Source organism: Ferrovibrio sp. (genome assembly GCF_041906005.1).
In the GTDB taxonomy this organism is placed as follows: Bacteria; Pseudomonadota; Alphaproteobacteria; order Ferrovibrionales; family Ferrovibrionaceae; genus Ferrovibrio.
This window is the reverse complement of the sequence record NZ_JAYRJY010000001.1, coordinates 2,207,342-2,233,686: the sequence shown is the minus strand read 5'-3', so window position 1 is coordinate 2,233,686 and position 26,345 is coordinate 2,207,342. Positions and strand designations below refer to the sequence as shown.

General features: G+C 64.4%; 22 protein-coding genes. 12 read left to right on the top strand and 10 right to left on the bottom strand.

The window, feature by feature from the left end; all coding sequences use genetic code 11:
• Positions 1-915, top strand: a complete 915-nt coding sequence (locus ACE3OO_RS10890; protein ID WP_374302710.1) for a site-specific tyrosine recombinase XerD — start codon at positions 1-3, stop codon at positions 913-915.
• 114 nt (positions 916-1,029) lie between these two features.
• Entirely contained in the window at positions 1,030-2,007 is a 978-nt protein-coding gene (locus tag ACE3OO_RS10885) for a CoA ester lyase (protein WP_374302708.1), read from the top strand.
• A 25-nt stretch (positions 2,008-2,032) separates the two neighbouring features.
• On the opposite strand, the gene ACE3OO_RS10880 is transcribed toward ACE3OO_RS10885, so the two are convergent.
• The 3 genes from ACE3OO_RS10880 to ACE3OO_RS10870 are packed head-to-tail and all read right to left on the bottom strand — an operon-like array spanning position 2,033 to position 6,178.
• A complete protein-coding gene (locus ACE3OO_RS10880; RefSeq protein ID WP_374302706.1) occupies positions 2,033-3,991 on the bottom strand; it encodes a polysaccharide biosynthesis protein in 1,959 nt (652 codons plus the stop codon).
• Between the two features lie 28 nt (positions 3,992-4,019).
• Positions 4,020-4,967 (bottom strand): glycosyltransferase family 4 protein, encoded by a 948-nt coding sequence (locus ACE3OO_RS10875; protein WP_374302704.1) that lies wholly within the window; start codon positions 4,965-4,967, stop codon positions 4,020-4,022.
• Positions 4,968-5,020: 53 nt separating this feature from the next.
• Complete coding sequence (locus tag ACE3OO_RS10870) at positions 5,021-6,178, bottom strand: glycosyltransferase family 4 protein (RefSeq protein WP_374302702.1); 1,158 nt, start codon at positions 6,176-6,178, stop codon at positions 5,021-5,023.
• Positions 6,179-6,318: 140 nt separating this feature from the next.
• On the opposite strand from ACE3OO_RS10870, the gene ACE3OO_RS10865 reads away from it, so the two are divergent.
• From ACE3OO_RS10865 to ACE3OO_RS10855, 3 genes are all read left to right on the top strand, one after another.
• Complete coding sequence (locus tag ACE3OO_RS10865; RefSeq protein WP_374302700.1) at positions 6,319-7,614, top strand: nucleotide sugar dehydrogenase; 1,296 nt, start codon at positions 6,319-6,321, stop codon at positions 7,612-7,614.
• 75 nt (positions 7,615-7,689) lie between these two features.
• Positions 7,690-8,823: a GTP-binding protein gene (locus ACE3OO_RS10860; protein ID WP_374302698.1), complete on the top strand. Its 1,134-nt coding sequence runs from the start codon at positions 7,690-7,692 to the stop codon at positions 8,821-8,823.
• The gene (locus tag ACE3OO_RS10855; RefSeq protein WP_374302697.1) at positions 8,820-9,632 is read left to right on the top strand and encodes a hypothetical protein; all 813 of its coding nucleotides are present in this window, start codon (positions 8,820-8,822) and stop codon (positions 9,630-9,632) included. The genes ACE3OO_RS10860 and ACE3OO_RS10855 overlap by 4 nt, the downstream gene beginning before the upstream one ends.
• Before the next feature lie 3 nt (positions 9,633-9,635).
• On the opposite strand, the gene ACE3OO_RS10850 is transcribed toward ACE3OO_RS10855, so the two are convergent.
• Positions 9,636-10,673 (bottom strand): asparaginase, encoded by a 1,038-nt coding sequence (locus ACE3OO_RS10850; RefSeq protein ID WP_374302695.1) that lies wholly within the window; start codon positions 10,671-10,673, stop codon positions 9,636-9,638.
• Positions 10,674-10,760: 87 nt separating this feature from the next.
• Here ACE3OO_RS10850 and ACE3OO_RS10845 point away from each other — a divergent pair, with 87 nt between their 5' ends.
• Both ACE3OO_RS10845 and ACE3OO_RS10840 read left to right on the top strand, forming a co-directional pair.
• On the top strand, positions 10,761-11,294 hold the full coding sequence (locus ACE3OO_RS10845; protein WP_374302693.1) for an RNA methyltransferase: 534 nt from the start codon (positions 10,761-10,763) through the stop codon (positions 11,292-11,294).
• Between the two features lie 176 nt (positions 11,295-11,470).
• Entirely contained in the window at positions 11,471-13,000 is a 1,530-nt protein-coding gene (locus ACE3OO_RS10840; protein ID WP_374302691.1) for a hypothetical protein, read from the top strand.
• Between the two features lie 4 nt (positions 13,001-13,004).
• Here ACE3OO_RS10840 and ACE3OO_RS10835 read toward each other — a convergent pair whose 3' ends face one another.
• Positions 13,005-13,322: a DUF3606 domain-containing protein gene (locus ACE3OO_RS10835; RefSeq protein ID WP_374302689.1), complete on the bottom strand. Its 318-nt coding sequence runs from the start codon at positions 13,320-13,322 to the stop codon at positions 13,005-13,007.
• 236 nt (positions 13,323-13,558) lie between these two features.
• Between ACE3OO_RS10835 and ACE3OO_RS10830 the strand changes: the two genes are divergently transcribed.
• A complete protein-coding gene (locus ACE3OO_RS10830; RefSeq protein WP_374302687.1) occupies positions 13,559-16,708 on the top strand; it encodes a CHAT domain-containing protein in 3,150 nt (1,049 codons plus the stop codon).
• Between the two features lie 4 nt (positions 16,709-16,712).
• Here the strand turns inward: ACE3OO_RS10830 and ACE3OO_RS10825 are convergent, their stop codons facing one another.
• The 4 genes from ACE3OO_RS10825 to cmk form a co-directional block, all read right to left on the bottom strand.
• Positions 16,713-18,812 carry an adenylate/guanylate cyclase domain-containing protein gene (locus tag ACE3OO_RS10825; protein WP_374302685.1) on the bottom strand — a complete coding sequence of 700 codons (2,100 nt, stop codon included), beginning with the start codon at positions 18,810-18,812 and terminating at the stop codon, positions 16,713-16,715.
• 7 nt (positions 18,813-18,819) lie between these two features.
• A complete protein-coding gene (locus ACE3OO_RS10820) occupies positions 18,820-19,482 on the bottom strand; it encodes a hypothetical protein (RefSeq protein WP_374302683.1) in 663 nt (220 codons plus the stop codon).
• A 135-nt stretch (positions 19,483-19,617) separates the two neighbouring features.
• Positions 19,618-21,345: a 30S ribosomal protein S1 gene (gene rpsA / locus ACE3OO_RS10815; RefSeq protein ID WP_374302681.1), complete on the bottom strand. Its 1,728-nt coding sequence runs from the start codon at positions 21,343-21,345 to the stop codon at positions 19,618-19,620.
• A 132-nt stretch (positions 21,346-21,477) separates the two neighbouring features.
• Complete coding sequence (gene cmk / locus ACE3OO_RS10810) at positions 21,478-22,152, bottom strand: (d)CMP kinase (RefSeq protein ID WP_374302679.1); 675 nt, start codon at positions 22,150-22,152, stop codon at positions 21,478-21,480.
• Positions 22,153-22,386: 234 nt separating this feature from the next.
• Here cmk and ACE3OO_RS10805 point away from each other — a divergent pair, with 234 nt between their 5' ends.
• The 3 genes from ACE3OO_RS10805 to ACE3OO_RS10795 all read left to right on the top strand — a co-directional run bounded on the left by ACE3OO_RS10805 (position 22,387) and on the right by ACE3OO_RS10795 (position 24,556).
• Complete coding sequence (locus ACE3OO_RS10805; protein ID WP_374302677.1) at positions 22,387-22,761, top strand: YciI family protein; 375 nt, start codon at positions 22,387-22,389, stop codon at positions 22,759-22,761.
• Positions 22,758-24,002, top strand: coding sequence for an RNA polymerase sigma factor (locus ACE3OO_RS10800; protein WP_374302675.1), 1,245 nt, complete (start codon positions 22,758-22,760; stop codon positions 24,000-24,002). The genes ACE3OO_RS10805 and ACE3OO_RS10800 overlap by 4 nt, the downstream gene beginning before the upstream one ends.
• Before the next feature lie 77 nt (positions 24,003-24,079).
• Positions 24,080-24,556: an SRPBCC family protein gene (locus ACE3OO_RS10795; protein WP_374302673.1), complete on the top strand. Its 477-nt coding sequence runs from the start codon at positions 24,080-24,082 to the stop codon at positions 24,554-24,556.
• 3 nt (positions 24,557-24,559) lie between these two features.
• On the opposite strand, the gene ACE3OO_RS10790 is transcribed toward ACE3OO_RS10795, so the two are convergent.
• A complete protein-coding gene (locus ACE3OO_RS10790) occupies positions 24,560-25,276 on the bottom strand; it encodes a substrate-binding periplasmic protein (protein WP_374302672.1) in 717 nt (238 codons plus the stop codon).
• A gap of 150 nt (positions 25,277-25,426) precedes the next feature.
• Between ACE3OO_RS10790 and ACE3OO_RS10785 the strand changes: the two genes are divergently transcribed.
• Positions 25,427-26,338 (top strand): EamA family transporter, encoded by a 912-nt coding sequence (locus tag ACE3OO_RS10785; RefSeq protein WP_374302670.1) that lies wholly within the window; start codon positions 25,427-25,429, stop codon positions 26,336-26,338.
• Positions 26,339-26,345: the final 7 nt, after the last annotated feature.

Genomic DNA, 26,345 nt, shown 5'->3' with positions numbered 1-26,345 from the left:
ATGAGGAATGCGGCCGACCGCCATATCGACGCCTTCCTGGAAATGCTCAGCGCCGAGCGCGGGCTGGCGAAGAATTCGCTTGATGCCTACGAAAACGATCTGACCGATTTCGCGGGTTTCCTGACCGTGCATAACGAAAGCGCCGAACGTATCGGCATCGATGCCCTGCGTCTGTATGTGCAGGGCCTGGCCGATGCCGGGCTGAAGCCGGCCACGGCGGCACGGCGGCTGTCGGCCCTGCGGCAGTTCTTCCGCTTCCTGCTGCAAGATGGTATCCGGCGCGACGATCCCGCCGCCCTGCTGGATGCGCCGAAACGCGCACGGCCGCTGCCCAAGCTGCTGAGCGAGGACGAGGTCGACCGCCTGCTGCAAGAGGCGCAAAACCTGCGCGACGATCCGGCGGAAGCCGCGCGCCTGACGGCTCTGCTGGAGGTGCTATATGCCTCGGGCCTGCGGGTGAGCGAGCTGGTGTCCTTGCGCTGGCCGCCCTTCGGCGACGATCCGCGTTTCCTGGTGATCCGCGGCAAGGGCGGCAAGGAACGTCTGGTGCCCTTAAGCGAACCGGCACGGCAGGCTATTGAGGATTATGCCGGTTGGCGTGCTGATTTCATCACCGGCAAGTCCTCGCCCTGGCTGTTTCCTTCGCGCGGCGAAAGCGGCCACCTGACGCGCCAGCGTTTCGGTCAGTTGCTGAAAGACCTGGCGGTGGCGGCCAGCATCGATCCCGCGAAAGTATCGCCCCATGTGCTGCGCCATGCCTTCGCCAGCCACCTGCTGGCCCATGGCGCCGACCTGCGCGCGGTGCAGAAGATGCTGGGCCATGCCGATATCAGCACGACGCAGATCTACACCCATGTTCTGGAAGCGCGGAAACAGGCGCTGGTGCGCCAGCATCATCCGCTGGCGAAAAGCTGATTCCCGGCGGCCGGGGTAATTTTATTTCGCAAAACCTTCTCCCAACGTCAGCCTTGCCAAGCTCCTCCGCTCCAGTTAGCAGATGCAGCAAGACCAAATGGGAGAGTCAGCGCCATGAGCTTCAAGACCATCACCCCCGCCCCGGCCCGGCTGAACCGCTGCGAACTGGCGGTGCCCGGCAGCAATGTGAAGCTGTTCGAGAAGGCGGCAAAAAGCGCCGCCGACGTGATCTTTCTCGACCTTGAAGATGCCGTGGCGCCCGATGACAAGCCGCAGGCGCGCAAGAACATCATCCAGGCCCTGCATGACGTGGACTGGGGCAACAAGACCATGTCGGTGCGCATCAACGGCCTCGACACCCATTACATGTACCGCGACGTGGTGGAGGTGGTGGAAGGCGCCGGCGACAAGCTGGACCTCGTGATGGTGCCCAAGGTGGGTACGGCGGCCGACATCTATGCCGTGGACATGCTGCTCACCCAGATCGAGACGGCGAAAGGCTTCAAGAAGCGCATCGGCATCGAGGCGATCATTGAAACCGCGCTCGGCATGCAGAATATCCACGAAATCGCCGCCGCCTCACCACGCCTGGAAAGCCTGCATTTCGGCGTGGCCGACTATGCGGCCTCGACGCGGGCACGCACCACCTCGATCGGCGGCCCGAACCCGCTCTATGGCGTGCTGACCGACAAGGACGGCGACAAGCCGCGTGACTATTTCTGGGGCGATATGTGGCATTACGCCATTGCCCGCATGGTGGTGGCCGCCCGCGCCAACGGCCTGCGCCCGATCGACGGGCCGTTCGGCGATTTCTCGGATAACGAGGGCTACAAGGCTCAGGCCAACCGCGCCGCCATCCTGGGCTGCGAAGGCAAATGGGCGATCCACCCGTCGCAGATTCCGCTGGCGAACGATGTCTATACGCCGCCGGAATCGGAAGTGACCAAGGCGCGCCGGATTCTGGAAGCCATGAAGGATGCCCAGGCCAAGGGCCAGGGTGCCGTGGCACTGGATGGCAAGCTGATTGACATCGCCTCGATCCGCCAGGCCGAAGGCATCGTCAAGCAGGCCGAGCTGATCGCCCGAGGTTAAGCCCGGGACTGAGACCTAGCGCAGGTCAGTCCGCGGCCGCAGTGGCGGGCTTCTCCTGTGCGGCTTTGTCCTGCCCTTCGGGAGCATGCTGGAATTCCGGCACCAGGGATTTCAGCAGCGCCAGGATCGCCGCGTTGTCGCGCTTTGCTGCAGCGTCGGAAAGCCGGGCCAGCATCTGCTCCAGTTCGGCGCGGTCGATCACGCGCGGCGCGGCCAGCAACACGCCTTCCTCGGGCGTCTTCACCAGCGACTCGTCCTGGTGCAGGACTTCCTCGTAAAGTTTTTCGCCGGGCCGCAGGCCGGTGAACACGATCTTGATATCCTTGTCGGGCTGCTTGCCGGCCAGGCGGATCATCTGTCGCGCCAGATCCTGGATGCGCACCGGCTCGCCCATGTCGAGCACGAAAATCTTGCCTTCGGCATGCAGGCCGTCGCGCGGCATGGCCGCCGCCTGCAGGATCAACTCGACCGCTTCGCGCGTCGTCATGAAAAATCGCGTCACATCGGGGTGGGTCACGGTCAGCGGACCACCGCTGCCGAGCTGGCGCTGGAACAGCGGCACGACGGAGCCCGAAGAACCGAGCACATTGCCGAACCGCACGGTGACGAACTGCGTCCCCGCATTGCCGCCCGCGGAACGGTCGAGATCGAGGCTCTGGCAGACCATTTCAGCCACACGCTTGGTGGCGCCCATCACATTGGTAGGGTTGACGGCCTTGTCGGTCGAGATCATCACCATGACGGCGACATGATGATGGCGGCAGGCATTGGCCACGATCTGCGTGCCAATGGCATTGGTCAATACGCCTTCGCCGACATTGACCTCCACCAGCGGCACATGTTTGTAGGCGGCGGCATGCAGCACGATTTCGGGCCGGTGCTGAGCAAAGGCCTGGCTGACGGCCTCGGCGTTGCGCACGTCCCCCAGATGGGCAATCCGCGGTATGGCCGGCATGCGCTCGGCCAGTTCCATGTCGATCTGGTACAGGGCATGCTCGCTCTGTTCGAACAGAACGACCAGGGCCGGACCCAGCGCCGCCACCTGACGCACAAGTTCGGACCCAATGGTGCCGCCGGCACCGGTGATCAAGACACGCCGGCCGCCGATCAGCCGCGCGACAGCGGCGCGATCCAGCACGCGTTGCGGCCTGCCGAGCAGATCTTCCACCGCAATCGGCTGCACCTCCTGCCGGCCATCGCCTTCCTTGCGGAATTCGGTCAGGCGCGGCAGCCGCGCTACCGTGATGCCGAGCTGCGCCGCGGTCTCGACCAGATCGCGAATGGCACGTCCGCTGAAACGGTCGTCGGTCACGATGATGCGTCGTGGCCGATCCAACTCCCGCATCTGCTGCACGATGGCAGCTAGGTCGCCAAGACTGCCGAGAATCCGCACACCGCGCAGATCACGGCCATGGCGGCGTTCGGCATCGTCGATGATGCCAACGATGCGATATTCGGCCGCGCCGCGCTCCAGCTCACGGATGAAGGCATCGGCAGGCTGGCCCGAGCCGAGCAGCAGAACCGGGATGCGCCTGTCGTCGCCCCGCTTCAGCGCCTGGATCAGACTGCCCTCTTTCCAGGCCCGATAGAGCAGACGGGGACCGGCCAGCAGCGCAACCAGGATGAAGAACTGCAGGATCAGCACGCTGCGGGGATAGGAGTCCAGCCGGGTCACGAAAAACAACAGCGGCAGGAAGATCAGCAGCGACAGGATACTGCCGCGCAGGATCGCCATCATATCGCGCAACGAGGCGAAGTGCCAGATGCCGCGATAGAGGCCCGCATAGCGGAAGACCACGGCAGCGACCGCAGCGAAGACCAACATGCCTTCCCATGATTCGGCTGGCGACCAGGGAATGTCGGTCATCCAATAGCGCAACCCCAGCGCCAGCAGGAAAGACGCCGCCGCCATGACAACGTCATGCAGCGCCACCAGCAGGACGCGGCCGTTCAGGCGTCGTGGCTTGGCGGGTTCAGCGGTCACGGGATTCGCGCGGCATTGCCATGGGTTGCTATTCTAGCGGCTTCGTCGTTCCGGCGAAATGCCTGCACAGGGCAGTCGAGGCCAGTACGGCCAGACCGACCGCCGCCATGGCCACAAGCCAGGAATGCTGGCTGATCAGCGCCAGGGCGATCAGCAGCAGGTTGAGCCCGGCGATACGGGCGGCGACGGCGGCATGACTGCCGAGCTTGCGGGCGCCCTGCTGATAGAAATGACTGCGATGGGCCTGCCAGATTTTTTCGCCGCGCCATAACCGGCGCAGCAGCGTGACGCTGGCATCTATCCAATAATACATCGGCAGAATGAGTGCCGCCGCCCAGGCGCCATGCAGCACCAGCAGCAAGAGCAGACCGCCGAGCAGATAACCGGTCGGCACGCTGCCAACATCGCCTAGGAAAACCTTCGCCTTACCCCAGTTCCACGGCAGGAAACCAAGGCCAGCCGCAGCCACGATCAGGCCCGGCATGCCGATCGGGACCGAATCGGCGGCCACCAGCGCAAGGCCGATGCCGAGAGTCGCCATTTCCATGCCGCTAATGCCGTTGATGCCATCCATGAAATTGAACAGATTGGTAAACCACAACCAGGCCAGGAATAGCGCAACGCGCTCCAGCCACAGCGGCAGCAAGCCGGCCGTCACGCCGCGATCCGCCGGCAGCAATGCCAATACCAGGCCGACGGCGAGCATCTGAATGCCGAAACGTATGCCAACGGGCAATCCGCCACGGCGGTCGTCCAGCCATGACACGATGGCCAACGTCGCCATGCCCAGCAATAACAGCGAACCATAAATATCGGGTTCGATCGAGAACCAGATCGCCATACCGAGCAGCATGCCGGCGCTGACTGCGATGCCGCCACCGCGTGGCGTGATGTCGGTATGGCTGGAACGCTCATTGGGAATATCCCAGACGGCCCGGCGCTTCAGCCAGTCAATCAGCGGCTTCAGGGTCAGCATCACAAACAATCCAGTGGCGGTCGCGATCGCCAGTCCAGCTATCCAGTGGCCGCTCACAGCCGCTCTCCCCGCGCCTGCAGCAGGCGTTCGTAGGTGACCAGGCTGGCCGCAACAAAGCCTTCAACCGAGAACTCGCGCACCGCCATCGCACGGCCCTCCGCGGCCATACGGTGACGCAGGACTGCATCGTCCAGCAGGCGACGGATCGCCGCGGCTGTGGCCATGCCATCGCGCACCGGCACCAGCAGGCCGTTCACCTCATGCCGCACGACTTCGCGGCACCCGGGCACATCGGCAGTGACGATGGCACGGCCAATGGCGGCGGCCTCGATCAGCCCGCGCGGCAGGCCCTCCCGATAGGACGGCATGACGATGAGATGCGCGCGCGCCAGCATGGCTGGCATGTCCTCGGCATAGCCCCAATGCTCGACGACGCCGGAAGCAACCCATTGCTGCAGCTGCGCCTCGCCGATATCGGTCGGATTGTCGGGATCGCGCCGGCCGACCAGCACAAAACGCGCCTCCGCGCCTTCCATTCGTAGCTTTTCGGCAGCCGCCACGAATTCGCGCACCCCCTTGTCGCCCAGCAGGCGGGCGGGAAACATCACTACCGGCGGGTGAGCGGCATCAATGAGGGGTTCGGACCGTTCGGCAAAGACCTGCATGTCGACGCCACAGCCGCGGATCATCACCCAGCGGTCGGCAGGCACCAGATGCTCCTGCGTGAACATCGCCAGATCGTCGGGATTCTGGAAGATCGTGAGCGCGTTACGATGGCGCAGGGCAAACCGGTAGAGCCGGAACAGCATGCGATGCAGCAGACCGCGCTGGCGTTCGGCGCGGATGAACAGGTAACCCAGGCCGGTGATGGCATGCACGACAGCGGGCAGGCCAAGCAAGCGGGCGACAAGGCCGCCCCAGATCACCGGCTTGATCGACACCAGATGGAGCAATCTGGGGCGCAGCCGAAGATACAGCATGAACAGCGCAGCCAGCAGGCGCAGCTCGGCCAGCGGGTTCTGCCCTCCGCGCCCCAGCGGGATTGGATGAAAATACAGACCGGCTGCGGTTATCCGCGCCGCTACGGCCGGATCGGCCGGTCCCGCCACATGGATCTCCCAGCCACGATCGCGCATCGCCAGGCCGACCGGCAGGCGGTGGGTGGTGAAAAACAGCGCTTCCTGGACGACAAAGAGCAAACGGCGGGCCATCCCCGCGCTCTACCGGCTGGCGGGGGGCGGGTCAAGCCACTCTTTGATTTTCCGCCGAAAACCCGGTTTTCGGGTTGATTTGTTGACAGGGCCTGCCGGGCCGAGTACCTCCTTTGGCCTCCGCAAGCGAAAGAGCCCCCGTGACCGCCTCAACCTCTTCTCCTGCCGAAACCATTGCCGTGATCGGACTGGGTTATGTCGGCCTGCCTCTGGCTGTGGCTTTGGCCCGGCATTTTCCGGTTCTGGGCTTTGACATCGATCAGGGCCGCGTGGATGAACTGCGCCAGGGGGAAGACCGCACCCGCGAGGTCGAGCCAGAAGCCTTGCGTAGCTCCAGCCTGCACCTGAGCGCCGATCCGGCCGACCTGCCGGGCAAGAGCGTCTATATCGTGACCGTGCCAACCCCGGTGGATGCACAGAACCTGCCCGATCTGGGTCCGGTACGCTCGGCCTCACGCACCGTCGGTCGTGCTCTTGGGCAAAGGCCGGCGCCCCAGGCAGCGGTGGTTTACGAAAGCACCGTTTATCCCGGCGTGACGGAAGATATCTGCGCCCCGATTCTGGAACAGGAATCCGGTCTGGCCTGCGGCCGCGATTTCTTCCTCGGCTACTCGCCTGAGCGCATCAACCCCGGCGACAAAATTCACACGGTGGACAAGATCACCAAGGTGGTGGCCGGCCAAACCCCAGAAGTCGCGGCGCGGTTAGCCGATATCTATGGCAAGGTGACCAGCGGCGGCATTCATTTGGCGCCGACGATCAAGACGGCGGAAGCCGCCAAAGTGATCGAGAACGCCCAGCGCGACATCAACATCGCCTTCGTCAACGAGATCGCCATGATCTTCGGTAAGATGGGCATCTCGACCTATGACGTTCTGGAGGCGGCCGGCACCAAATGGAATTTCCTGAAATTCCAGCCCGGCCTGGTTGGCGGCCATTGCATCGGCGTCGACCCCTATTACCTCGCGCACCGCGCCAAGGAACTGGGCCATTATGCCCGCATCATCCTGTCGGGTCGCGCCATCAACGATGGCATGAGCACTTATATCGGCGAGGCCGTATCGGCCCGCATCAAACCGAGCAGCAGCATCCTGGTACTGGGCCTGACCTTCAAGGAAGACGTGCCCGACCTTCGCAATTCTAAGGTGGCCGACCTGATCGGCAGCCTTAAGAATCTGGGCCACAAGGTGAGCGTGCATGATCCCCTGGCCGACCCACACGAAGCGCAGCATGAATATGGCGTGATGCTGGCACCGCGGCTGGATCAGCTTGAGGGATTCGATGCCGTGGTGGCGGCCGTGCCGCACCAGGCTTACCGCGCTCTCGGCCAAGCCGGCCTGGCTCGGCTGGCCCGCGAAGGCGGCCTGGTGGCCGACCTGAAAGGCATCTGGCGCGGCCAGACGATGCCGGCTGGGCGGCAATACTGGACATTATAGACCGGTTTCACCCCTGGCGCACTGGACTTCGTCGCCCGCCTGCCCGAAATATCCTGTTCCAACAGGAGTCTTTCGATGTCCGAACAGGTCGATACCCGTATTCCGGTTTCCGTGATCACCGGCTTTCTCGGTGCCGGAAAAAGCACCTTGCTGAACCGGCTGCTGCGTCATCCGGATATGGGCGAGACCGCCGTGATCGTGAATGAGTTCGGCGAGATCGGCCTGGATCACGCCCTGATCGCCTCCAGCCAGGAAGATACCGTACTGCTCAGCTCAGGCTGCCTGTGCTGCACCGTGCGTGGCGATCTGGTGAACACCTTCCGCGACCTCACGGCCAAACGCGACCGCGGCGAAGTGAAGCCCTTCAAGCGCGTGGTGATCGAGACCACCGGCCTGGCCGATCCGGCCCCGGTGCTGCATACCCTGATGAGCGATCCGGTGGTGGCCGAGCGCTGCCGGCTGGAAAGCGTGGTGACGCTGGTGGATGCGGTGAATGGCAACAGCACGCTGGATCACCACAAGGAGGCGATCAAGCAGGCCGCCGTCGCCGACCGCCTGGTGCTGACCAAAGTCGACCTGGCCGAGCCCAAGGCCGTGCAGCATCTACGCCACCGCCTGCAACATCTCAATCCCGGCGCGCCAATCTTCACGGCGATTGGCGGCGACATCGCACCGAAGCAGATTTTCAACGCCGGCCTGTATGATCCCGCAACCAAGAGCTTCGATGTGCAGAATTGGCTGCGTGCCGAAGCCTATGACCACGGCCATCATCACGATCATGACCACAATCATCATCACCATGATCACGACCATCATCATGATCACGATCATGACCATTTCCGCAATTCCGACGGCAGCCTGGACGTCAACCGGCATGACGCGACGATCCAGTCTTTCTGTCTGACCTTCGAGCAACCTTTCGACTGGAATACGCTGGCCACCTGGCTCGATCTGCTGGCGGCCTATCGCGGCGACAACCTGTTACGCGTGAAAGGCCTGGTGAATGTCATCGGCGTTGATCGGCCGGTGGTGATCCATGGCGTGCAGCACCTGTTCCATCCGCCGGCCACCATCCCGGCCTGGCCTGATGCCGACCGCCGCAGCCGTATGGTTTTCATCACCCGCGACTTGTCGCGTGAGGTGATCGAGCAGACCCTGAACGCCCTGCAGCAGGCCGCGCCAGCAGCGGATGATACCCCCACGGCATGAGCGCCGACATCGAGTATCCGGCCGATCCAGAACTGGCCGCGCTGATCCGCAGTCTGCGCAGCACGGCGCGCAACCGCGTCTTCGCCGTTACCTACAATGGCCGGCGGCTCTGGGTAAAAACCGCGGGCATGCCGCGCCTGCACTCGTCCGTGCTGATGCAGCGCGTCATCGCCACCCTGTTCGCCTTGCCGATCCTCCTGCCGCCCCGCAATCAGACCGGCGCACTGGGCCTGGCCGCCGAAGCCGCCGCGATCCGCAAGCTGGCCAATGCGGGTTTTCCCGTGCCGGCCGTGATTGCCTGTTCGGGACAATGGCTGGTGCTGAGCGATGCCGGCGAGGCACTGGAGCCGCGCCTGCAGGCCACAACGAATCCCGTCGAACGGTGGCATCTGATTGCCGAGGCCGGCGCGCTGCTCGGCCGCCTGCATGCCGCCGGCCATTGGCATGGCGGCGCGCAGATCCGCAACTTCAGCTATGCGGATGGACGGCCCGGCCTGCTGGATTTCGAGGACCACGATCTGCCGGGCATGACGCTGGCCGAAAAGCAGGCGCGCGACCTGCTGCTGTTTCTCTATTCATTGGTGCGTTACGACCGCGATGCGATCGATCCGCAACTACCTCGCATCGCCACCGCCATGCTGTCGGCGGCCTCATCGGATACCCGCAATGCCATGCGCAAGCTGCGACGACGAATGGCCTGGCTACTGGCCCTGGCACGCTGGCTGGCGCCCTATGCCGGCCGCGACGTGCGCCAGGCGGCGGCAGCCGACGCGGCCATTGGTGCCGCGCTGCTGCAATGTGCCGACTAGCCTTCAGAATCCAGGCGGCGCCAGACCAATGCTGCCGACGTTGATGCCGCGCCAGTTGTTCAGTGGCTGCTCGACCAGCGGCCGGATCGCTTCGCGCCCAGCCTCGTCCAGCCAGCCAAGATGCTCCAGCAATCCGCCCAAAGCGGTCTGCGCGGCGCGGGCTGTGCCATCCAGCACTTTCAGCGCGATACCGAATCCGGCCGTGGCCGAAGCGGCGGTGTAAACACCTTCGGCGCCGGTCTTGGCGATGAACTTCCCGCCACCGGCCTGCATGACGACCGTGCAGAAACGCCCGGAGCCCGCAATGAAGAACGGCTCGGCAGCGACGGCCGCCGCCAGCCGCCGCGCCGCCTTCGCGCGTTCCGGCGCCAGACCGGCGCCGGTGATGAAGCGGGCGAATCCCCAGGCAAGGTTGTGCAACGGAATGGCCATGGTCGGCATGGAGCAGCCATCGGTGCCAACAGACTCAGGCGCAATCTTCACGCCACAGACATCCTCGATCGCCGCCGTGACACGGCGCTGCACCGGATGGTCGGGCTTCACATAGCCACGGATATCCTCGCCCAGATGGGTGGCTACCGAAACCATGCCGGCATGTTTGCCGGAGCAGTTGTTATGCAGATTGTTAGGCGCCAGATGATCGCGGGCAAGTTGCCGCGCGGTCTCTTCGTGATAGGGCCAGTGCGCGCCGCACTCCATATCCTCGGGCTTGCGGCCGATGCGGGTCAGCCAGGCCGCCACGGTTTCGGTATGCCGCGCCTCGCCGCCATGGCTCGCGCAGGCCATGGCCAGTTCGGCCTGGCTTAGGCCAAAAGCATCGGCGGCGCCCGACTCGACCAGCGGCAGCGCCTGTATAGCCTTGTTGGAAGAGCGGGGGAAAATCGCCTGCATCGCGTCGCCCCAGGCCGCCACCGTCCTGCCGTCGGCATCGACCACGGTAGCGACCACCGGGTGACGGCTTTCCACTTGCGCGCCGCGCCTGACCTCGACGATAAAGGGCCGCGCGCCGGGGGACGGCAGGGGACCGAAAGGATTGCCCATGGCTAAACTCCTGAAATGCTTTCGGCCGCTTATACACGCAAGGCCCATACTGTCAAAGAATGGGACGGCAAAGAACGGGAGCTGGCGATGCGCGGCTTTTTCGGAATCGGCGTCGAGCGCCTCAGCAAACCGATGAATGCGGGCACTCTGTTCCGCACGGCACACGCTTTTGGCGCCAGCTTCGTCTTCACCATCGGGGCCACCTATTCGGTGACGGCGGCACGTTCGGATACCAGCAAGACCCCGGAAAACCTGCCCTGGTATGTCTATGACAGCGCTGCCCAGCTCAGCCTGCCGCAAAACTGCCAGTTGGTCGGCATCGAATTGCTGGACGAGGCGATCGAACTGCCGCGCTTTCGCCATCCGCTGCGCGCCGCCTATGTGCTGGGCCCCGAGATGGGCTCGCTGAGCCCGGAACTGGTGGCGCGCTGCGACCATGTGATCAAGATTCCGACCAGTTTCTGCGTCAATGTGGGCGTGGCTGGCGCGATTGTGATGTATGACCGGCTGATCACCCTGGGCAAATTCGGCGAACGACCGCTTTCGCCTCTGGCTAGGGCGGCCGCAGCCGGAAATCCCGGCGGCCGACACCCCAAACGCCCGCCCCGCACCCAGGACTGACTTTCAGTTTAGGCCGTTAAAGGCCGCAGTCTGACAATCTGCGGTTAAGCATCAGGTCGCCAAGCCCGATTTCTAATAGAATCAAGGGCCTGCTCATTCCCTTTTAACCCGGGCACTGCCATAGTGTGCGTAATCGGCTCGCAACAGAAGGCCAGAGTGAAGGCAGGCAAACCGTTATGAACGTAAGCGCACCGACGGGCATCACCGAAGTTACCGGCGGCGTCGTCCTATGTCAGGACGCGCATGCGCTGTCGGAACGCCGTGCCCGTGCCATGATCGGCCGTGTCTGCCGCGACTATCTCGACGAAAACATCCTGATCCCGATCGAGCTGCTGCATCACAGCGGCCATGGCAAACTGCTCAATGGCGCCGAAAACCTGTGCGCCGCCCTGGTGCAGAAAGCCGCCGTGGCCCAGGCCCAGGCGACCAACTCGCCGGTACGCGACAAGGTGAAGAAGCTTTATGCGATCACCACGGCGGCGATCACCCAGGTCGAGGCCTTTGAAAAACGCCTGCCCACCACGCCACTGACCCACCGCTTGCTGGCGCAGCTGATTCCCTCGGATCCGCTTTACGGCACGCGCATCGCCTTTTGCGCCCTGGCACATCATCTCGAATTCTCCAAGAACTGGACCGAGAAAGCCGACCGCTGTCTGGCCCTGTTCGATACCGGCATCGACCCCGGCGCGGCCGGTATCCTCGACGAGGCTTTGGCGGAAATCCTGCAAGCCAAATCGGCGGTTCCGGAACTGCTAGGCAAATTTCGCGATGCGCGCCTGCGTATCATCCAGTTGATGGCGATCCTCGACAAACGCTATGCGGTCGACGACGCTGCATATGATACGGAATTCGCCCACCGCCTGCATGCGGTGGTTGCCAAACACAACATGCCCGCCCTGCGCGATGCGGTGATCCAGCTGCTGCGGCGCCTGTTGATCTCGTCAGTGCCGCTGCTGTCGGAAGAACCCGCCGAGGAATTCCCCGCCACGCGCGAAGTCTATGCCCTGCTGACCAAGGATCGCGACTTCGCCCTGGAACTGGGCGCGGCCGATCTGTTCGAGAAGCGCATGGTGCGCCTGGTGACGGCGGAAAAGCTGAACAAGCTGGTGCCCGGCTATTATTCCGCGCCCAAGCTGATGACGGCGCTCAAGCTGTTCGAGGAAGTGATCGGCGACGGGCCAAAGGAAATCCTGCTCAAATACATCGCCTATCTTTACGAACACCGCGACCTGGAAAAGGAATTCGTCGACCCCGCCTACACGACGGAGGAAAAGGTCGAAATCGCCAATGAGTTGCGCAAGGCAACCGTCAGCGCCGGCCTGTCGGATCACCGTCGCGAACAGTTCCTCGGCATACTCGACCCGCTGATCCAGCGTCTGGCCAAGGGTGACCAGCGGCGTTCGACCCGCAATCAATGCGGCCCCGAAGATCATGTGGTGCTGGAGGGGGCCCGCATCCCGCTGAAGAACTGGAGCAATATCGGCCTGTTGTTCGGCCCGATCAGCGGCACCTTCCTGGAAGGCGAATTGCTGAAGCTGACGGTGAAAATCAAGAACCCGAAACTGCAGATCACCTTCGATGCAGAGGGCGATGTGGTGCGCTACACCGACGAAGGTTTTGTGGCAATGAAATACCGCTGCCTGGATGCACAGGCGGCGAAAAAGGTGGCGCTGTATTTTGATCCGCTGGCCGGCGCCAAGGGCTGATGCCCTACAGCGTCTTGCCCAGGTAATTCGCCACGTCCTGCGGCCAGAAACCGGCCTTGCGAACCGCCTCCTTCAACTCGCTTTCCTCGACATCAAGCCGTTTCATCCAATACCGGATATCCTGATCGGTACTGACATTGACCCGGCTGTGTTGCGCCGTCAGCTCTTCCCGCGCCTTGTCGCCGGCGCGGGCATTCCGATGGTCGCTGCGGGCGGGCGTTGCCGTTGTGGGCTGGCTCACCGCCACGGGATCGCTGGCCGGGAAACTGTCGCGTAATCCGACATCAAGCGCTTCTTCCCGGCTGGATTTGCGTCCATTCATGGCATCCTCCTATTTGCGCTGTGGAAGGAAAACGCCGAACCCGCCTTGGAGTTCCTGGTCAGGGATTCTTCGGCCTGCCATTCTTCGGCCTGGCGTTCCTTCGCGGGAAACGGCGCCAGCACCCCGCTCCTGCAACCCCAGAGCTGCATTCCCGCACGGCATTAAGGCGAGGATTTGCTTCTCAACGACCGACAGGCAGGTTAGCCTGTGCGCAATCAAAAAAGGGGAGAGCCATCATGCGTCGGATCTTCGCCGGGGTGGCTCTGGTCATTCTGGGGCTGGCGGTTACACCCCGCTGGCTGGAGGCCTCAGCGCAGCAACAGCAGCCGACCGGCACACCCGCAGCCGCGCTGGCCGCGCCGCCGCGCAGTATCGCCGATATCGTGGCCATCCTCGATCAGGAAAAACCCGATCCCGCCCGGCGGGCCCACCTGATCGCGGCGGCCGAAGCCGCCGAACCGCCGGGACTGGATAGCCGGCAACGCAGCCTCTTTCTCTATGAACGCGCCCAGGCCGCCAATCTGATCGGCCGGGCCGACGCCGCGCTCGCCGATCTTGAACCGGCGATTGCGCTGGGCATCTCTGTCGGGGCCGATGTCTATCGCATGCAGCAGCTCTATGCCGGGTTGCTGCGGATGGCCGGCAAACCGCAGGAATCCCTAGCTTATTACATCCAGCTTGCCGAGACCGAAGCCAAGGGCCGGCTGAAAGGCCGCCTGTTCAATGTCTACCGCAGTATCGTGCAGGGGGCGGTGACGGCAGGCAATTTCGCCATGGCCAAGCGTTACCTCGACCAGGCCGAATACCTGTACCGCGAGATCAGCACCAATACGCGCGGGCCGAACAATTTCATGTTCCTCTCCTCCTGGCAGACAGATATCGATCTCGCCAAGGCGCTGGTCGCCAGTTCCCGGGGCCAGTATGGAGAGGCCGAGGCCGCCACAGCCACGGCCCTGCAGAACAACAAAGAGACGCAGCAGCGCGCCAAACATTGGCCCGACCCGCCCGCAGCCGGCACGATCGAAAGCGGCGGCGACCTCATCCTTGCCAACCTGGGCGATATGAAGCTGGCCCAGGGCCGCATGACCGAAGCGGAAGTCGACATCCGTCAGGCTTTGCTCAACAACCTGCGCCGCGACGGGAAATACAGTTTCCGCACTGCCACCTTCGCCAGCAGCCTGTCGAATGTATTGCTTGAGCAGGGCCGCCTGGCAGAGGCCGAGAAGATGGCCCGCACTGCGGCCGAAATTTTCCGCGAAATCGGCTATGACGAAAACGCGCCGGCCGCACTCGCCACCCTGCGGGCGGTTGCCAACACCTTGGCATTGCAGCGACGCTGGCCCGAAGTCGCCGAGCTGTATGAAAAGATGATCGCCGCCACGGCGGACTGGAGCGAGGGCCGCGCCCGCGTGATCCGCCGCAGCCCGGCACGCATTCTGATGCTCGCCCGCACCGGCCGCGGCAATGACGCCGCAGATGTCGCCAGCCAGATGGTGAAGCTGAAATCCGAGCGCATGGGCGAAAAGCATTTCGAGGTGGCGATGGATCGTGGCCTGCTTGGCATCGCCCTGGCCTCGGCCGGCCGCGATTCGGAAGCGGTGGCGGCTTTCCGGGATGCCGTTCCAGTTCTGCTTTCTGCCTCGCGCCAGGCGGAAACGGAGGAGACCGGCCTGGCGACGCGCGATTTCTTCGTGCAAACCATCATCGAGGATTACATCGTGCTGCTTGCCCGTGTGCAGGGCACGCCGGCCGGCGCCGGCATCAATGCCGGCAGCGAGAGCTTCCGCCTGGCCGACGCCGCGCGCGGCCGCAATGTGCAGCGCGCATTGGCCGCTTCGGCGGCGCGGGCTGCCGTGCGCGACCCCAAGCTGGCCGAACTGGTGCGCCAGGAGCAGGATCAGCAGAAGCAGATTGCCGCGCAGTTCGGCCTGTTGTCCAATCTGCTGGCCCTGCCGCCGGAACAGCGCGACGACAAGGCGATCCTGGCCATGCGCAAGGACGTCGACAGCCTGCGCGACAGCCGCGCCAAGACTCGACAGCAGATCGAGCAGCAATTTCCAGACTACGTCAACCTGATCGATCCACGCCCACCGGCGGTTGACGAGATGCGCGCCGTGTTGCGTGACGGCGAAGCGCTGGTGTCGTTCTATCTGGCGCAGGAAAACAGTTTCGTCTGGGTCGTGCCGAAACAGGGTGCTGTCGCCTTCGCCGCCGCGTCGCTGGGGGCCAAGGCCATCGAGGCCAAGGTGCAGAAGCTGCGTCTGGCCCTGGAGCCGCAGGCAGAAACGCTGGGCGACATCCCGGCTTTCGACCTGACGCTGGCCCATGAATTATATGCGACCCTGCTGCAACCGGTGGAGGCCGGCTGGAAACCCGCCAAGAGCCTGTTCGTCGTCACCAATGGCGCGCTTGGCCTGCTACCGCTCGCGCTGTTGCCCACTGCGCCCGCGCAAGTCGACATCAAGGCGGCCCCATTGTTTGGTGGCTACAAATCCGTGCCCTGGCTGGCGCGCAGCCATGCCGTGACACAATTGCCTTCGACGGCGGCACTGAAAACCCTGCGTGGCCTGCCCGCCGGCGGCGCAAAACGCGAACCGCTGGTTGGCTTCGGCGACCCCTTCTTCAATGCCGAGCAGGCCGCCGAAGCCGCAACCGAAGCGCCGCTGCAGATCGCCTCGGCCGATCCGGTCGCCGTGCGTGGCGCGAAGCTGAAACGCCGGAGCGCGCCGCAGACCACCGGTGTCGACAGCGCCGAGCTCGGCCTGCTGCCGCGCCTGCCCGACACCGCCGACGAGTTGCGCTCGGTGGCGCTGGCGATGCAGAGCGATCCGGCGAAAGCCCTGTTCCTGGGCAAGCAGGCCAACGAGAAGACGGTGCAGCAGACCCGGCTGGACAATTACCGCGTGGTGGCCTTTGCCACCCATGGCCTGGTGCCCGGTGACCTGAACGGCCTGACCCAGCCGGCACTGGCGCTGACCGCGCCGCAGGTGGCCGATGTGGATGGCGATGGATTGCTGACCATGGATGAAATCCTGGGTCTGAAGCTGGATGCTGACTGGGTGGTGCTGTCGGCCTGCAACACCGGTACCGGCGCGGGCGCAGGTGCGGAAGCCGCCTCGGGCCTGGGCCGCGCCTTCTTCTACGCCGGCACGCGGGCACTGCTGCTGACCAACTGGTCAGTGCATTCGGCGTCCGCCCGCGATCTGGTGACCGACCTGTTCCGCCGCCAGGCTGCCGATGCGAAGCTTGGTCGTGCCGAGGCGTTGCGCAGAGCGATGGTAAGCCTGCTGGATGGCCCGGGCTATCAGGAAAACGGCCAGACGCTGTTCAGCTACGCCCATCCGATCTTCTGGGCACCCTACAGCCTGATGGGCGATGGCGGATAGACAGTCATTTCTCGGTCAGCGCGCGGGGTGTGACACCCGCACCGGGATCGCGGTCCAGCCGCTGCCGCCAGAGCTGTGCCGCCGCATCGTCGGGCAGGGATTGCAGAACAGCCTTGGCCGCCGCCGCATCGCCGGCCGCCACCGCATCGAAGGCTGCGGCATAGGCCGTGAGAATCTCGTTCTGCCGCGCATCGGCGCGGCCTCGCCGGGCCAGCGGTTCGTATATCTTCACGGCGCCTGAGCGGCCCACCACCTGCACGCTGTCGATTGGCCGCGCCAGAACGGTACCACCGGCGGCCAGCATGGTCATCTCGCTGGCCAGGATGGTAGTGCCGTACTGCTTGTTGGCGCCTTCCAGCCGGGCGGCCAGATTCACCGCATCGCCCATCGCCGTGTAGTTGAAACGGCGCGGCGAACCGATATTGCCGATCAGTGCGCGGCCGGTATTGAGCCCGATGCGTGTATTCAGCACGCGGCCCTTCACGGCAAACCGCTCGGGGTCGCGCCGCAGGGCATCGCGCATATGCAGCGCCGCGCGCAGGGCATGGGCCGCATGCTTGGGATCGTTCAGCGGCGCGCCGAATACCGCCACGATGGCATCACCGATATACTTGTCGACGAAACCGCCATGACCCTCGATGATCGCCGTCATGGTGGAGAAATAGCCGTTCAATGCCTGCACCAGTTCGGCCGGCGTGCAGCTTTCCGCGATCGACGTAAAGCCGGCGATATCGCTGAACAGTATGGTGACTTCGCGTTCCTCGCCGCCCAGACCCGGCAGACGGCCGCTGGCCACCATGCGCTCAACCATGGCCGCCGGCAAATAGAGCGAGAACAGGCGAGCGATCAGCCGCTTGTCGCGATCCGCCACCATGAAGCGATAGGCAATGGTGGCGCCGACCACCAGCAGCAGGGCCACGGCAATGTTCAGCCACGGCATGGCATTGCCGTGGCGCAATAGCAGCGCGGCCATGAACGGCAGCAGCAGCCCGCCGCCCAGGGCGGCGGCGATTCCGGGCAGCAGCGGCAGATAAAACACCGCCAGCCCGCTCGCCAGGGCAACCAGCAGCGCGGCGGTAAATAACCCGGCAACCGGCCATTCCTTTAGCTCGGCGCCATCCAGCAGGTTATTGATCGCTGCGGCATGGATGAACACCCCGGGGATGCTGTCGCGCACATGCGGGGATGGTTGCGGACGCGGCAGGATACAGGGCGGCGGCGGGTTGGCGCCATCGGCGGCGGTGACCAGGCGTTTCGAGGTAAGACGGCGATCCTCGACATCCAGCACGGTGCCGACCAGCACGACGCGGCCGGCGAAATGCTGCCTGAAATACCCGGTATTGCCGGCCGCCGCGCAAGCCTGCAGATCGGCCAGCGAATAACTCGGCACATCGCCTGCGCCGGTGTTGAAGCCAACCAGAATATTGCCGCCGGCATCGGTGGCGATACGGCGCGATCCAAGCGTGTAACGGCCCCTCGCATCGCGATTCAGTACCGCGCCGGCACGACGCTGGGCCAGTTCGGCAGCCAGGCCTGTCTCGCGCCCGCCATCGGCCGTGGTGAATTCGAGCGGCACGCGGCGGATGATGCCGTCGGGATCCTCGAACACGTTCAACGCGCGGATGTTGCGCCCGCCGCCAACGGCAACCTGTTGCGAGGCATGGGGCAGGATCGGCAACTCAGAATGCTGCACCTTGCCCAGCAGCAGCCGGTCGGCGCGGGCGGCATTGCGCATCGCGATCAGAAAATCGCGTTCGAAACCGCGCTGGAAAGCATCCAGCGTGGTGGGATAGACCACGTCGAAACCCACCACGGCCGCCTCGGCGGCAACGGCATTCAACACCGGTGCCAGCAGGGGCGGCCAGGCTGCCTGCGGGGTTTCGCTGAACGGCGGCGTGCGATAGGTGGCCTCGTCGATGGCGATCACCACGGCATGGCTTAGCTGCGGCGCTGCCTGCGGCCCGAACAGCAGATGGCGCAACGGATAGGTCAGATCAAGGGAGGGGCCGCGCAGCCACACGCCGGCCGGGCTGGCCAGCAGGGCCGCTGCGCCGAGCGCCGCCATGACGATGACGGCAAGATCGCGCAGGCGCGGTCGCATCATGGAAGGATCAGAAGCGGACGAGGCGCAGCAGCAGCGGCCCGCCACCATCGGCGGCGCCGGGATCGATGCGGAAGATCGTGCTCTTGCCGTTCAGCTCGGCGCGGTAGATGCCGCCGGCATAGAGCGGCTTGCCGGCCTTGGCCAGATCGAACAGCTTCCCGCCCGCCTTGTAGACCAGCACGGTTTCCGGCTGGTCCAGCCGTTCGATGGTGAGTTGGCCCGGCTGCTCGACGGCGAAGACCGGCGCGGTATACAGCAGTGTCACGCTGGGCTCGGGCACATTGGCCGGCGTCTTGCCGGTGCCGGGGCCACGACGAAACACCATGGCGCCGCTTTTGCCGGCCTGGCTGCTGCCCAGTGCCAGGTTGGCCGCGCATTTGAGCTGTTCCTGCTGAACCTTGCCGCCGCTAACCGTGGAGGATTGCGGGCCGATGGTGACGGTGCCGCCGGTGATCATCTCGCGCAGGCAGGATTGCATATAGCCGAGCGTGATCTTGCCACCGGCCGGCAGCTTGATGACCCGGCCGGGTTCGAGGAAATCGAACACCTCGACGCCGGCCACCGGTGCCGAGAGATCCTCGACCACGGCGGCGGCCTTCTGCTGCGCCGACACCGGACCGGCCATCGTCAGACAGCCGATAAGCGCGACCAGCATGAAACGTATTTTCATGGCATCCCCCTGCCCCAACTTGGCACCAGTATACCGCCAACCGGACGGGGGACGGCAACAAGACTGTATGCCGATAAAAAAGAAACCCCGGCGGATCGCTCCGCCGGGGTTCCATCTTCGGTAGAGACGCGCGTCTTACTGCGCGGCGTCCTCGTCTTTCTTCTTGCGCATGGCGGCACCCAGAATGTCGCCGAGCGAGGCGCCCGAGTCGGTGGAGCCATACTGCTCCATCGCCTTGCGGTCCTCTTCCATTTCCAGCGCCTTGACCGACAGGGTCAGCTTGCGGGCCTTGCCATCGATGGTAACGATCTTGGCATCCAGCTTGTCGCCCACCGAGAAGCGGTCCGGACGCTGCTCGTCGCGGTCGCGGCTCAGTTCGGCCTTGCGGATGTAGCCCTGCACGCCGTCACCGACGGTGACGGTGATGCCGCGCGGATCAACGGCCGCCACGGTGCAGGTGACCACGCCGCCCTTCTTCAGGTCGCCGAGCGACTGGAAGGGATCATTGCCGAGCTGCTTGATGCCGAGCGAGATGCGCTCCTTCTCGACGTCGATGTCGAGAACCTGCGCCTTCACCACCTGGCCCTTCTGGTACTCGGCGATAACCTGCTCGCCGGGCTTGTTCCAGTCGAGATCCGACAGGTGCACCATGCCATCGACGCCGCCGTCGAGACCGATAAACAGGCCGAATTCGGTGATGTTCTTGATCTCGCCCTCGATGGTCGAGCCAACCGGATGCTTCTCGGCGAAGGCATCCCACGGATTCGACATGCACTGCTTCAGGCCCAAGCTGATGCGGCGCTTGGCCGGATCGACCTCGAGCACCATCACTTCGACTTCCTGCGAGGTCGAGACGATCTTGCCCGGATGGACGTTCTTCTTGGTCCAGCTCATCTCGGAGACATGCACCAGACCCTCGACGCCCGGCTCCAGCTCCACGAAGGCGCCGTAGTCGGTGATGTTGGTGACGCGGCCCATGAAGCGCGCGGTGACCGGGTACTTGGACTTCACGCCCTCCCACGGATCGGCCTCGAGCTGCTTCATGCCCAGGCTGATGCGCTGGGTTTCCGGGTTCACGCGGATGACCTGCACCTTCACGGTCTGGCCGATCGACAGAACCTCGGACGGATGGTTCACGCGGCGCCAGGCGATGTCGGTGACGTGCAGCAGGCCGTCGACGCCGCCGAGGTCAACGAACGCACCGTAATCGGTGATGTTCTTGACGACGCCGTCGAGGATCTGGCCTTCCTTGAGGTTGGAGACCAGCTCGCTGCGGGCTTCGGCGCGGCTCTCTTCCAGCACGGCGCGACGCGACACGACGATGTTGCCGCGGCGGCGATCCATCTTGAGGATCTGGAATGGGGTGGGCTGGCCCATGAGCGGGCCGATGTCGCGCACCGGACGCACATCGACCTGGCTGCCCGGCAGGAAGGCGACGGCACCCGACAGGTCGACGGTGAAACCGCCCTTCACCTTGCCGAAAATCACGCCTTCGACGCGCTGGTTGGCATTGAAGCTCTGCTCCAGCTTTTCCCAGGCTTCTTCACGGCGGGCCTTGTCACGGCTGATCACCGCTTCGCCCATGGCATTCTCGATCCGGTCGAGGAACACCTCGACCACGTCGCCGACCTTGATCTCGGCGGAACGGCCCGGACCGGCAAATTCCTTCAGAGGGACGCGGCCCTCGCACTTCAGGCCCACATCGATGAGGGCGAAATCATTCTCGACGCCGACAACGATGCCCTTGACCACCGAACCTTCCATGGCGGAGGAGCTGGTGAACGACTCTTCAAGCAGGGCGGCAAAATTCTCGTTATCCGCGGAATAGGTCTCCGCAGCCTGAGCTGCACTACGCTTAGCCATATTTTCTCCTAGATGCCCCTAGATGTTGGGCCTGCCGGGGTGCGAAATCAAAGGCACCGCCGCGGGGCGAGCAGGCATCCGGCGCCGACGCGAGCGAACCGGGTGGGTTGAGTGGGCCGCCTGAAGCGGGCGTCAGCGCTTCAGGGCTGCCACAACGGCCTCTAGGGCTGCGGCAACGGCGGCTTCTATAGCCAAATCCGAGGTATCCAGCAAGTGGGCATCGGCGGCAGGCTTCAGCGGCGCGGTGGCCCGGGCCTGGTCCTGGGCGTCGCGCTGGCGCAGATCGGCCAGCACGCGTTCGAAGGTGATGCTCTCGCCCTTGTCGAGCAGTTCCTTGTACCGCCGTTCGGCCCGTACCTCGTCGCTGGCGGTGACAAACAGTTTCACCGGGGCATCGGGGCAGACCACGGTGCCGATATCGCGGCCATCCAGCACCGCGCCGGCCTTACCGCCGGGCGGCTGGTGGGCGAAGCGGCGCTGGAAATCGAGCAAAGCAGCCCGGACGCCGGGAATGGTTGCCACTTTCGAAGCCGCCAGGCCAACTGCCTCGCTGCGCAATTCAGGCGCGGCGCGGTCGGATTCATCCAACGATTCCGCGGCCTTGATCGCAATCACCGGATCGGCCGGATCGCCGCCCTGACGCAGCACCTTGGCTCCCACCGCGCGATAGAGCGCGCCGGTATCGAGATAGGCATAGCCGAACCACTCGGCCAGCCGGCGGGCCAGGGTACCCTTGCCGGCGGCAACCGGACCATCCACGGCGATGACAACAGAACTTGCGGGAGAAGCCGGGGCTGTTTCAGACATGCTCATGCAGCCTTGGTAGACCGTCCGCTGCGCCTGAAACAAGAGGCTCACCAGCCAAACTGGGCTGGAGCCGGCCAAACTTGGTCAAACGGCACCAAACCCGCCATGCGGCTGGGCAGGACTGGAACAAATTGGGAATCTTTGCCCGATTCCTCCTTGGGCAACTTTATTCGCTCCGCCTGTCGGCGTGCGGCATACTCCGTCGTCCTTAGACTATCGAAAGGACCCGGCCCGATGCTGTATGCCATTCTCTGCTACAACGATGAAGCTGCGGTCGAGGCCTGGCCGAAGGCGAAGGACGATGCGGTGATCGCCCATCGCCGGCAGGTGACCGACCGGCTGGCTGAATCCGGCAAGCTCGGTCCAGTGCTGCGACTGATGCCGACCACGGCGGCGACCAGCCTGCGGCACGGTCCCGATCCACTGGTGCTGGACGGCCCGTTTGCCGAAACCAAGGAACAGCTGCTGGGTCTCTATGTCGTCGATTGCGCCTCGCTGGAGGAAGCAATCGAAACTGCGAAGCAGATCGGCGCCAGCGACACCGGCACCTTTGAAATCCGGCCGCTGCGGTATTTCAATGCCGGCAGCCTCGCGAAGGAAACCGCGTGAGCGATCTGGCCTGGATCGATGCGGCGCTGAAATCGGCGCGGCCACAGGCCGTGGCCGCGCTGCTGCGCTATTTCCGCGATCTCGACCAGGCTGAGGAAGCCTTCCAGGAAGCCTGCCTGCGCGCCTTGAAGCATTGGCCGCAGCAGGGTCCACCGCGCGATCCGGCCGGCTGGCTGATATTCGTCGGACGCAATGCCGCGCTGGATGATGTGCGCCGCCGTCAGCGTCAGGTGACGCTGCCAGAAGACGACATACTGGCCGATGATGAGGATGCAGAAACCACGCAGGCCGAGCGGCTGGACAGCAGCCATTACCGCGATGACATCCTGCGTCTGCTGTTCATCTGCTGTCATCCCGACCTGCCGGCGACGCAGCAGATCGCATTGGCCTTGCGCATCATCTCTGGCCTGAGCGTTGCGGAAATCGCCCGCGCCTTCCTGGTCAGCGACGCCGCGATGGAGCAACGCATCACCCGCGCCAAGCGCCGCATCGCGGAGAGCGGCCAGCAATTCGCCACGCCGGGCGCAGCGGATCGCGCCGAACGGCTGGGTGCCGTGGCGGCGATGATCTATCTGCTGTTCAACGAAGGCTATGCCGCCAGCGGCGGCGAGGCGCATATCCGCCTACCGCTGTGCGAGGAAGCGATCAGGCTGGCCCGCCTGCTGTTGCGGCTGTTTCCCGCCGAGCCCGAGATCATGGGCCTGACTGCCCTGCTGCTGTTGCAGCATGCCCGCGCAAAAGCGCGGTTGGACGTCGATGGCGCCATCGTGCTGATGGAGGATCAGGATCGCACCCTATGGGATGCCGCGCTGATCGACGAGGGCTGCGCGCTGCTAGACAAGGTGATGCGCCATCACCGGACCGGGCCCTATCAGGTGCAGGCAGCCATCGCGGCCCTGCATAACCGGGCAAAGCGGCCGGACGACACCGACTGGGCGCAGATCGAACGGCTGTATGCCACGCTGGAACGCCTGACGCCATCGCCCGTGGTGACGCTGAACCGTGCTGTCGCGGTATCGAAGGCGCAGGGACCGGAAGCCGCGCTGGCGCTGATCGCGCCGCTGGCTGAACCGCTGTCAGGCTATTTCCACTTCCATGGCGTGCGGGGCGCGCTGCTTCTGCTGGTGGACCGCGCCGACGAGGCACGCGAAGCCTTCGACCGCGCCATCGCACTGGCCCGCACCCCGGCCGAGGCGGCACATATCCGACTCAATCTCGACCGCCTGCAGAAAAACGGCTGAAAAATCTCCGCAGGATGTCGGAACTGGCTGCCGCCATCCGTCCTTAGGCCATCGCAACCCCAATTGAGGATTAACCGATGACCGACCAAAGCAACACCGAACCCGGCTTTCCGCTACGCCTCACCCGCCTGATCAACGCGCCGGTGGACCTGGTCTACAAGGCATGGACGCAGCATCTGGCGGAATGGTTCGCACCCCGCCCGCTGACCACCCATCTGCAGGAGGTAGACATGCGACCCGGCGGCCGTTTCCGTTTCACCATGAAAGATCCGAACGGCCCGGAATATCCCTGCGACGGCGTGTTCCTGGACGTGGTGCCGAACCGGCGCATCGTCTCGACCGATGCCTTCCTGCCCGGCTGGGTGCCAAGCGGGAAACCCTTCATGGTCGCCGTCACCACCTTTGAAGCCGAAGGCGACAAGACACGTTACACGGCCACGGCGATGCACTGGTCGGAAGCCGACCGCAAAGCCCATGAGGAGATGGGTTTCCATCCCGGCTGGAATCAAGTCGCCGATCAGTTGGAAGAGCTAGTAGCCAGGCTGAAAGGTTAAGCCTCACTCCCAACGTTTGAGAATCGCCATCAGCGTGCCATCGCGGCGCAAGGACGCCAGGGCGCCGGCCAACCGCTCCGCGCGGTCGGGCCTGGTTTTCGGCACCGCGATGTAGCGCGGCACCTCGGCCAGCGGCGGACTTATGATATCCAGCCGCAGCATTTCGCGGCGGGCGAAATAACTGAGCGCCTCGCGGTCGCCGATGATCACGTCGACGCGTTGGGCCGCCAGCATGCGCACAAGCTGGCTGTAATCACCCGCCGCCGCTTCTCTGGCGAGACTGGCATCGTTGTCGAACGTCGCGCCGTAGGTGTAGCCGCGGATCGTGCCGATGCGATAGCCGCGCAGGTCGGCCAGGGTCTTCCATTGGATGCGATGGTCGGGACGCGTGGCGAAAACGGTCTGACCGGTGCGGAAGGGACCAACCATGAAATATTTTTCAAAACGGTCGGCGCGTCCGACAAACTGGAAGGCCGCATCCACCGCGCCGCGCTCCAGCAGATCCTGCACCCGCACCCATGGCTGCGGATCGATCTGCGGCGTGGCGCCGGCACGGCGCACCAGGGCCTCGATGATCTCGGCATCCAGTCCGGCCACGCGTCCCTGGTCGATGAAATTGTAGGGCGGAAAATTCTCGTCACAGACGATGCGCCATGCTTCTGCCGCCGCCGGCCGCGCCAGCAGAAGCAGAATCGCCACTATCAGAACCAGCAGGTGCATCCCGCTTCCGCTTCGGGGGTCGTCATGGGAATCCTTCATCCGGTTGCAACGCAGCATGCACATTAATGCTCTGCCCGGCAAAATGTTTTCAAGCCGATACGGAACGCTTCTCATTTGCCTGCATCGCCGCCGGCCGTTACGCCTTTGCCTATGGAATGGGCATGGATACCGATCACGATCTGGGCTGCCTTCTGCCAGACCATCCGCACGGGTCTGCAGAAGCAGCTGAAAGGTCGCCTGAGCACCAATGGCGCCAGCTTCACCCGGTTTGCATACGGGCTGCCGCTGGCTGTCGCTTATCTGGGCATCACGCTATGGGCCACCGGCAAGACGATCCCGGCGGGCAATAGTGAATTCTACCTCTGGACCACCGCGGGCGCCGTGGCGCAGATCCTGGCCACCAACCTCCTGATCCTGGCGCTGTCGATGCGCAACTTCGTGGTGGCGACGGCCTATTCCAAAACCGAAGCCCTGCAGGCGGCCGCCTTCGGCATGGTGATCCTGGCCGAACCAGTTTCCTTAAGCGGCGTGGCTGCCATTGTGATCGGCACGCTGGGCGTGTTGCTGATCTCGCTGAAAGGCAGCGAGAATCCCATGCGAGCCTTCCTGCTGGGTTGGACCGAACGGTCGGCGCTGGTGGGCATCGGCTCGGGTGCATTGTTTGCCATCTCGGCCATCGGTTTCCGTGCCGCCTCGCTGTCGCTGGGAGAGGATTTCCTGCCACTTGCCGCAGCGACGACCCTTGTGCATGCCATCCTGCTGCAGATCGCGCTGATGATGGCTTATCTCGTTTTACGTGAACCGGGTGAACTCCGCCGCGTCGCGGCGGCCTGGCGACCCGGCCTGATCGTCGGCATGGCTTCGGCGGCTGGCTCTGCCGGCTGGTTCACCGCCATGGCCCTGCAGGTGGCGGCCTATGTGCGCATGCTGGGCATGACCGAAATGGCCTTCACGTTCCTGATGTCGTACCTGGTGTTCCGCGAACGACCGACGCGCAGCGAGATCATCGGCGTGATCGTGCTGCTGGCCGGCATCCTGCTCGGGCTGGCGGTGCGGAAGTAGCAAAAAA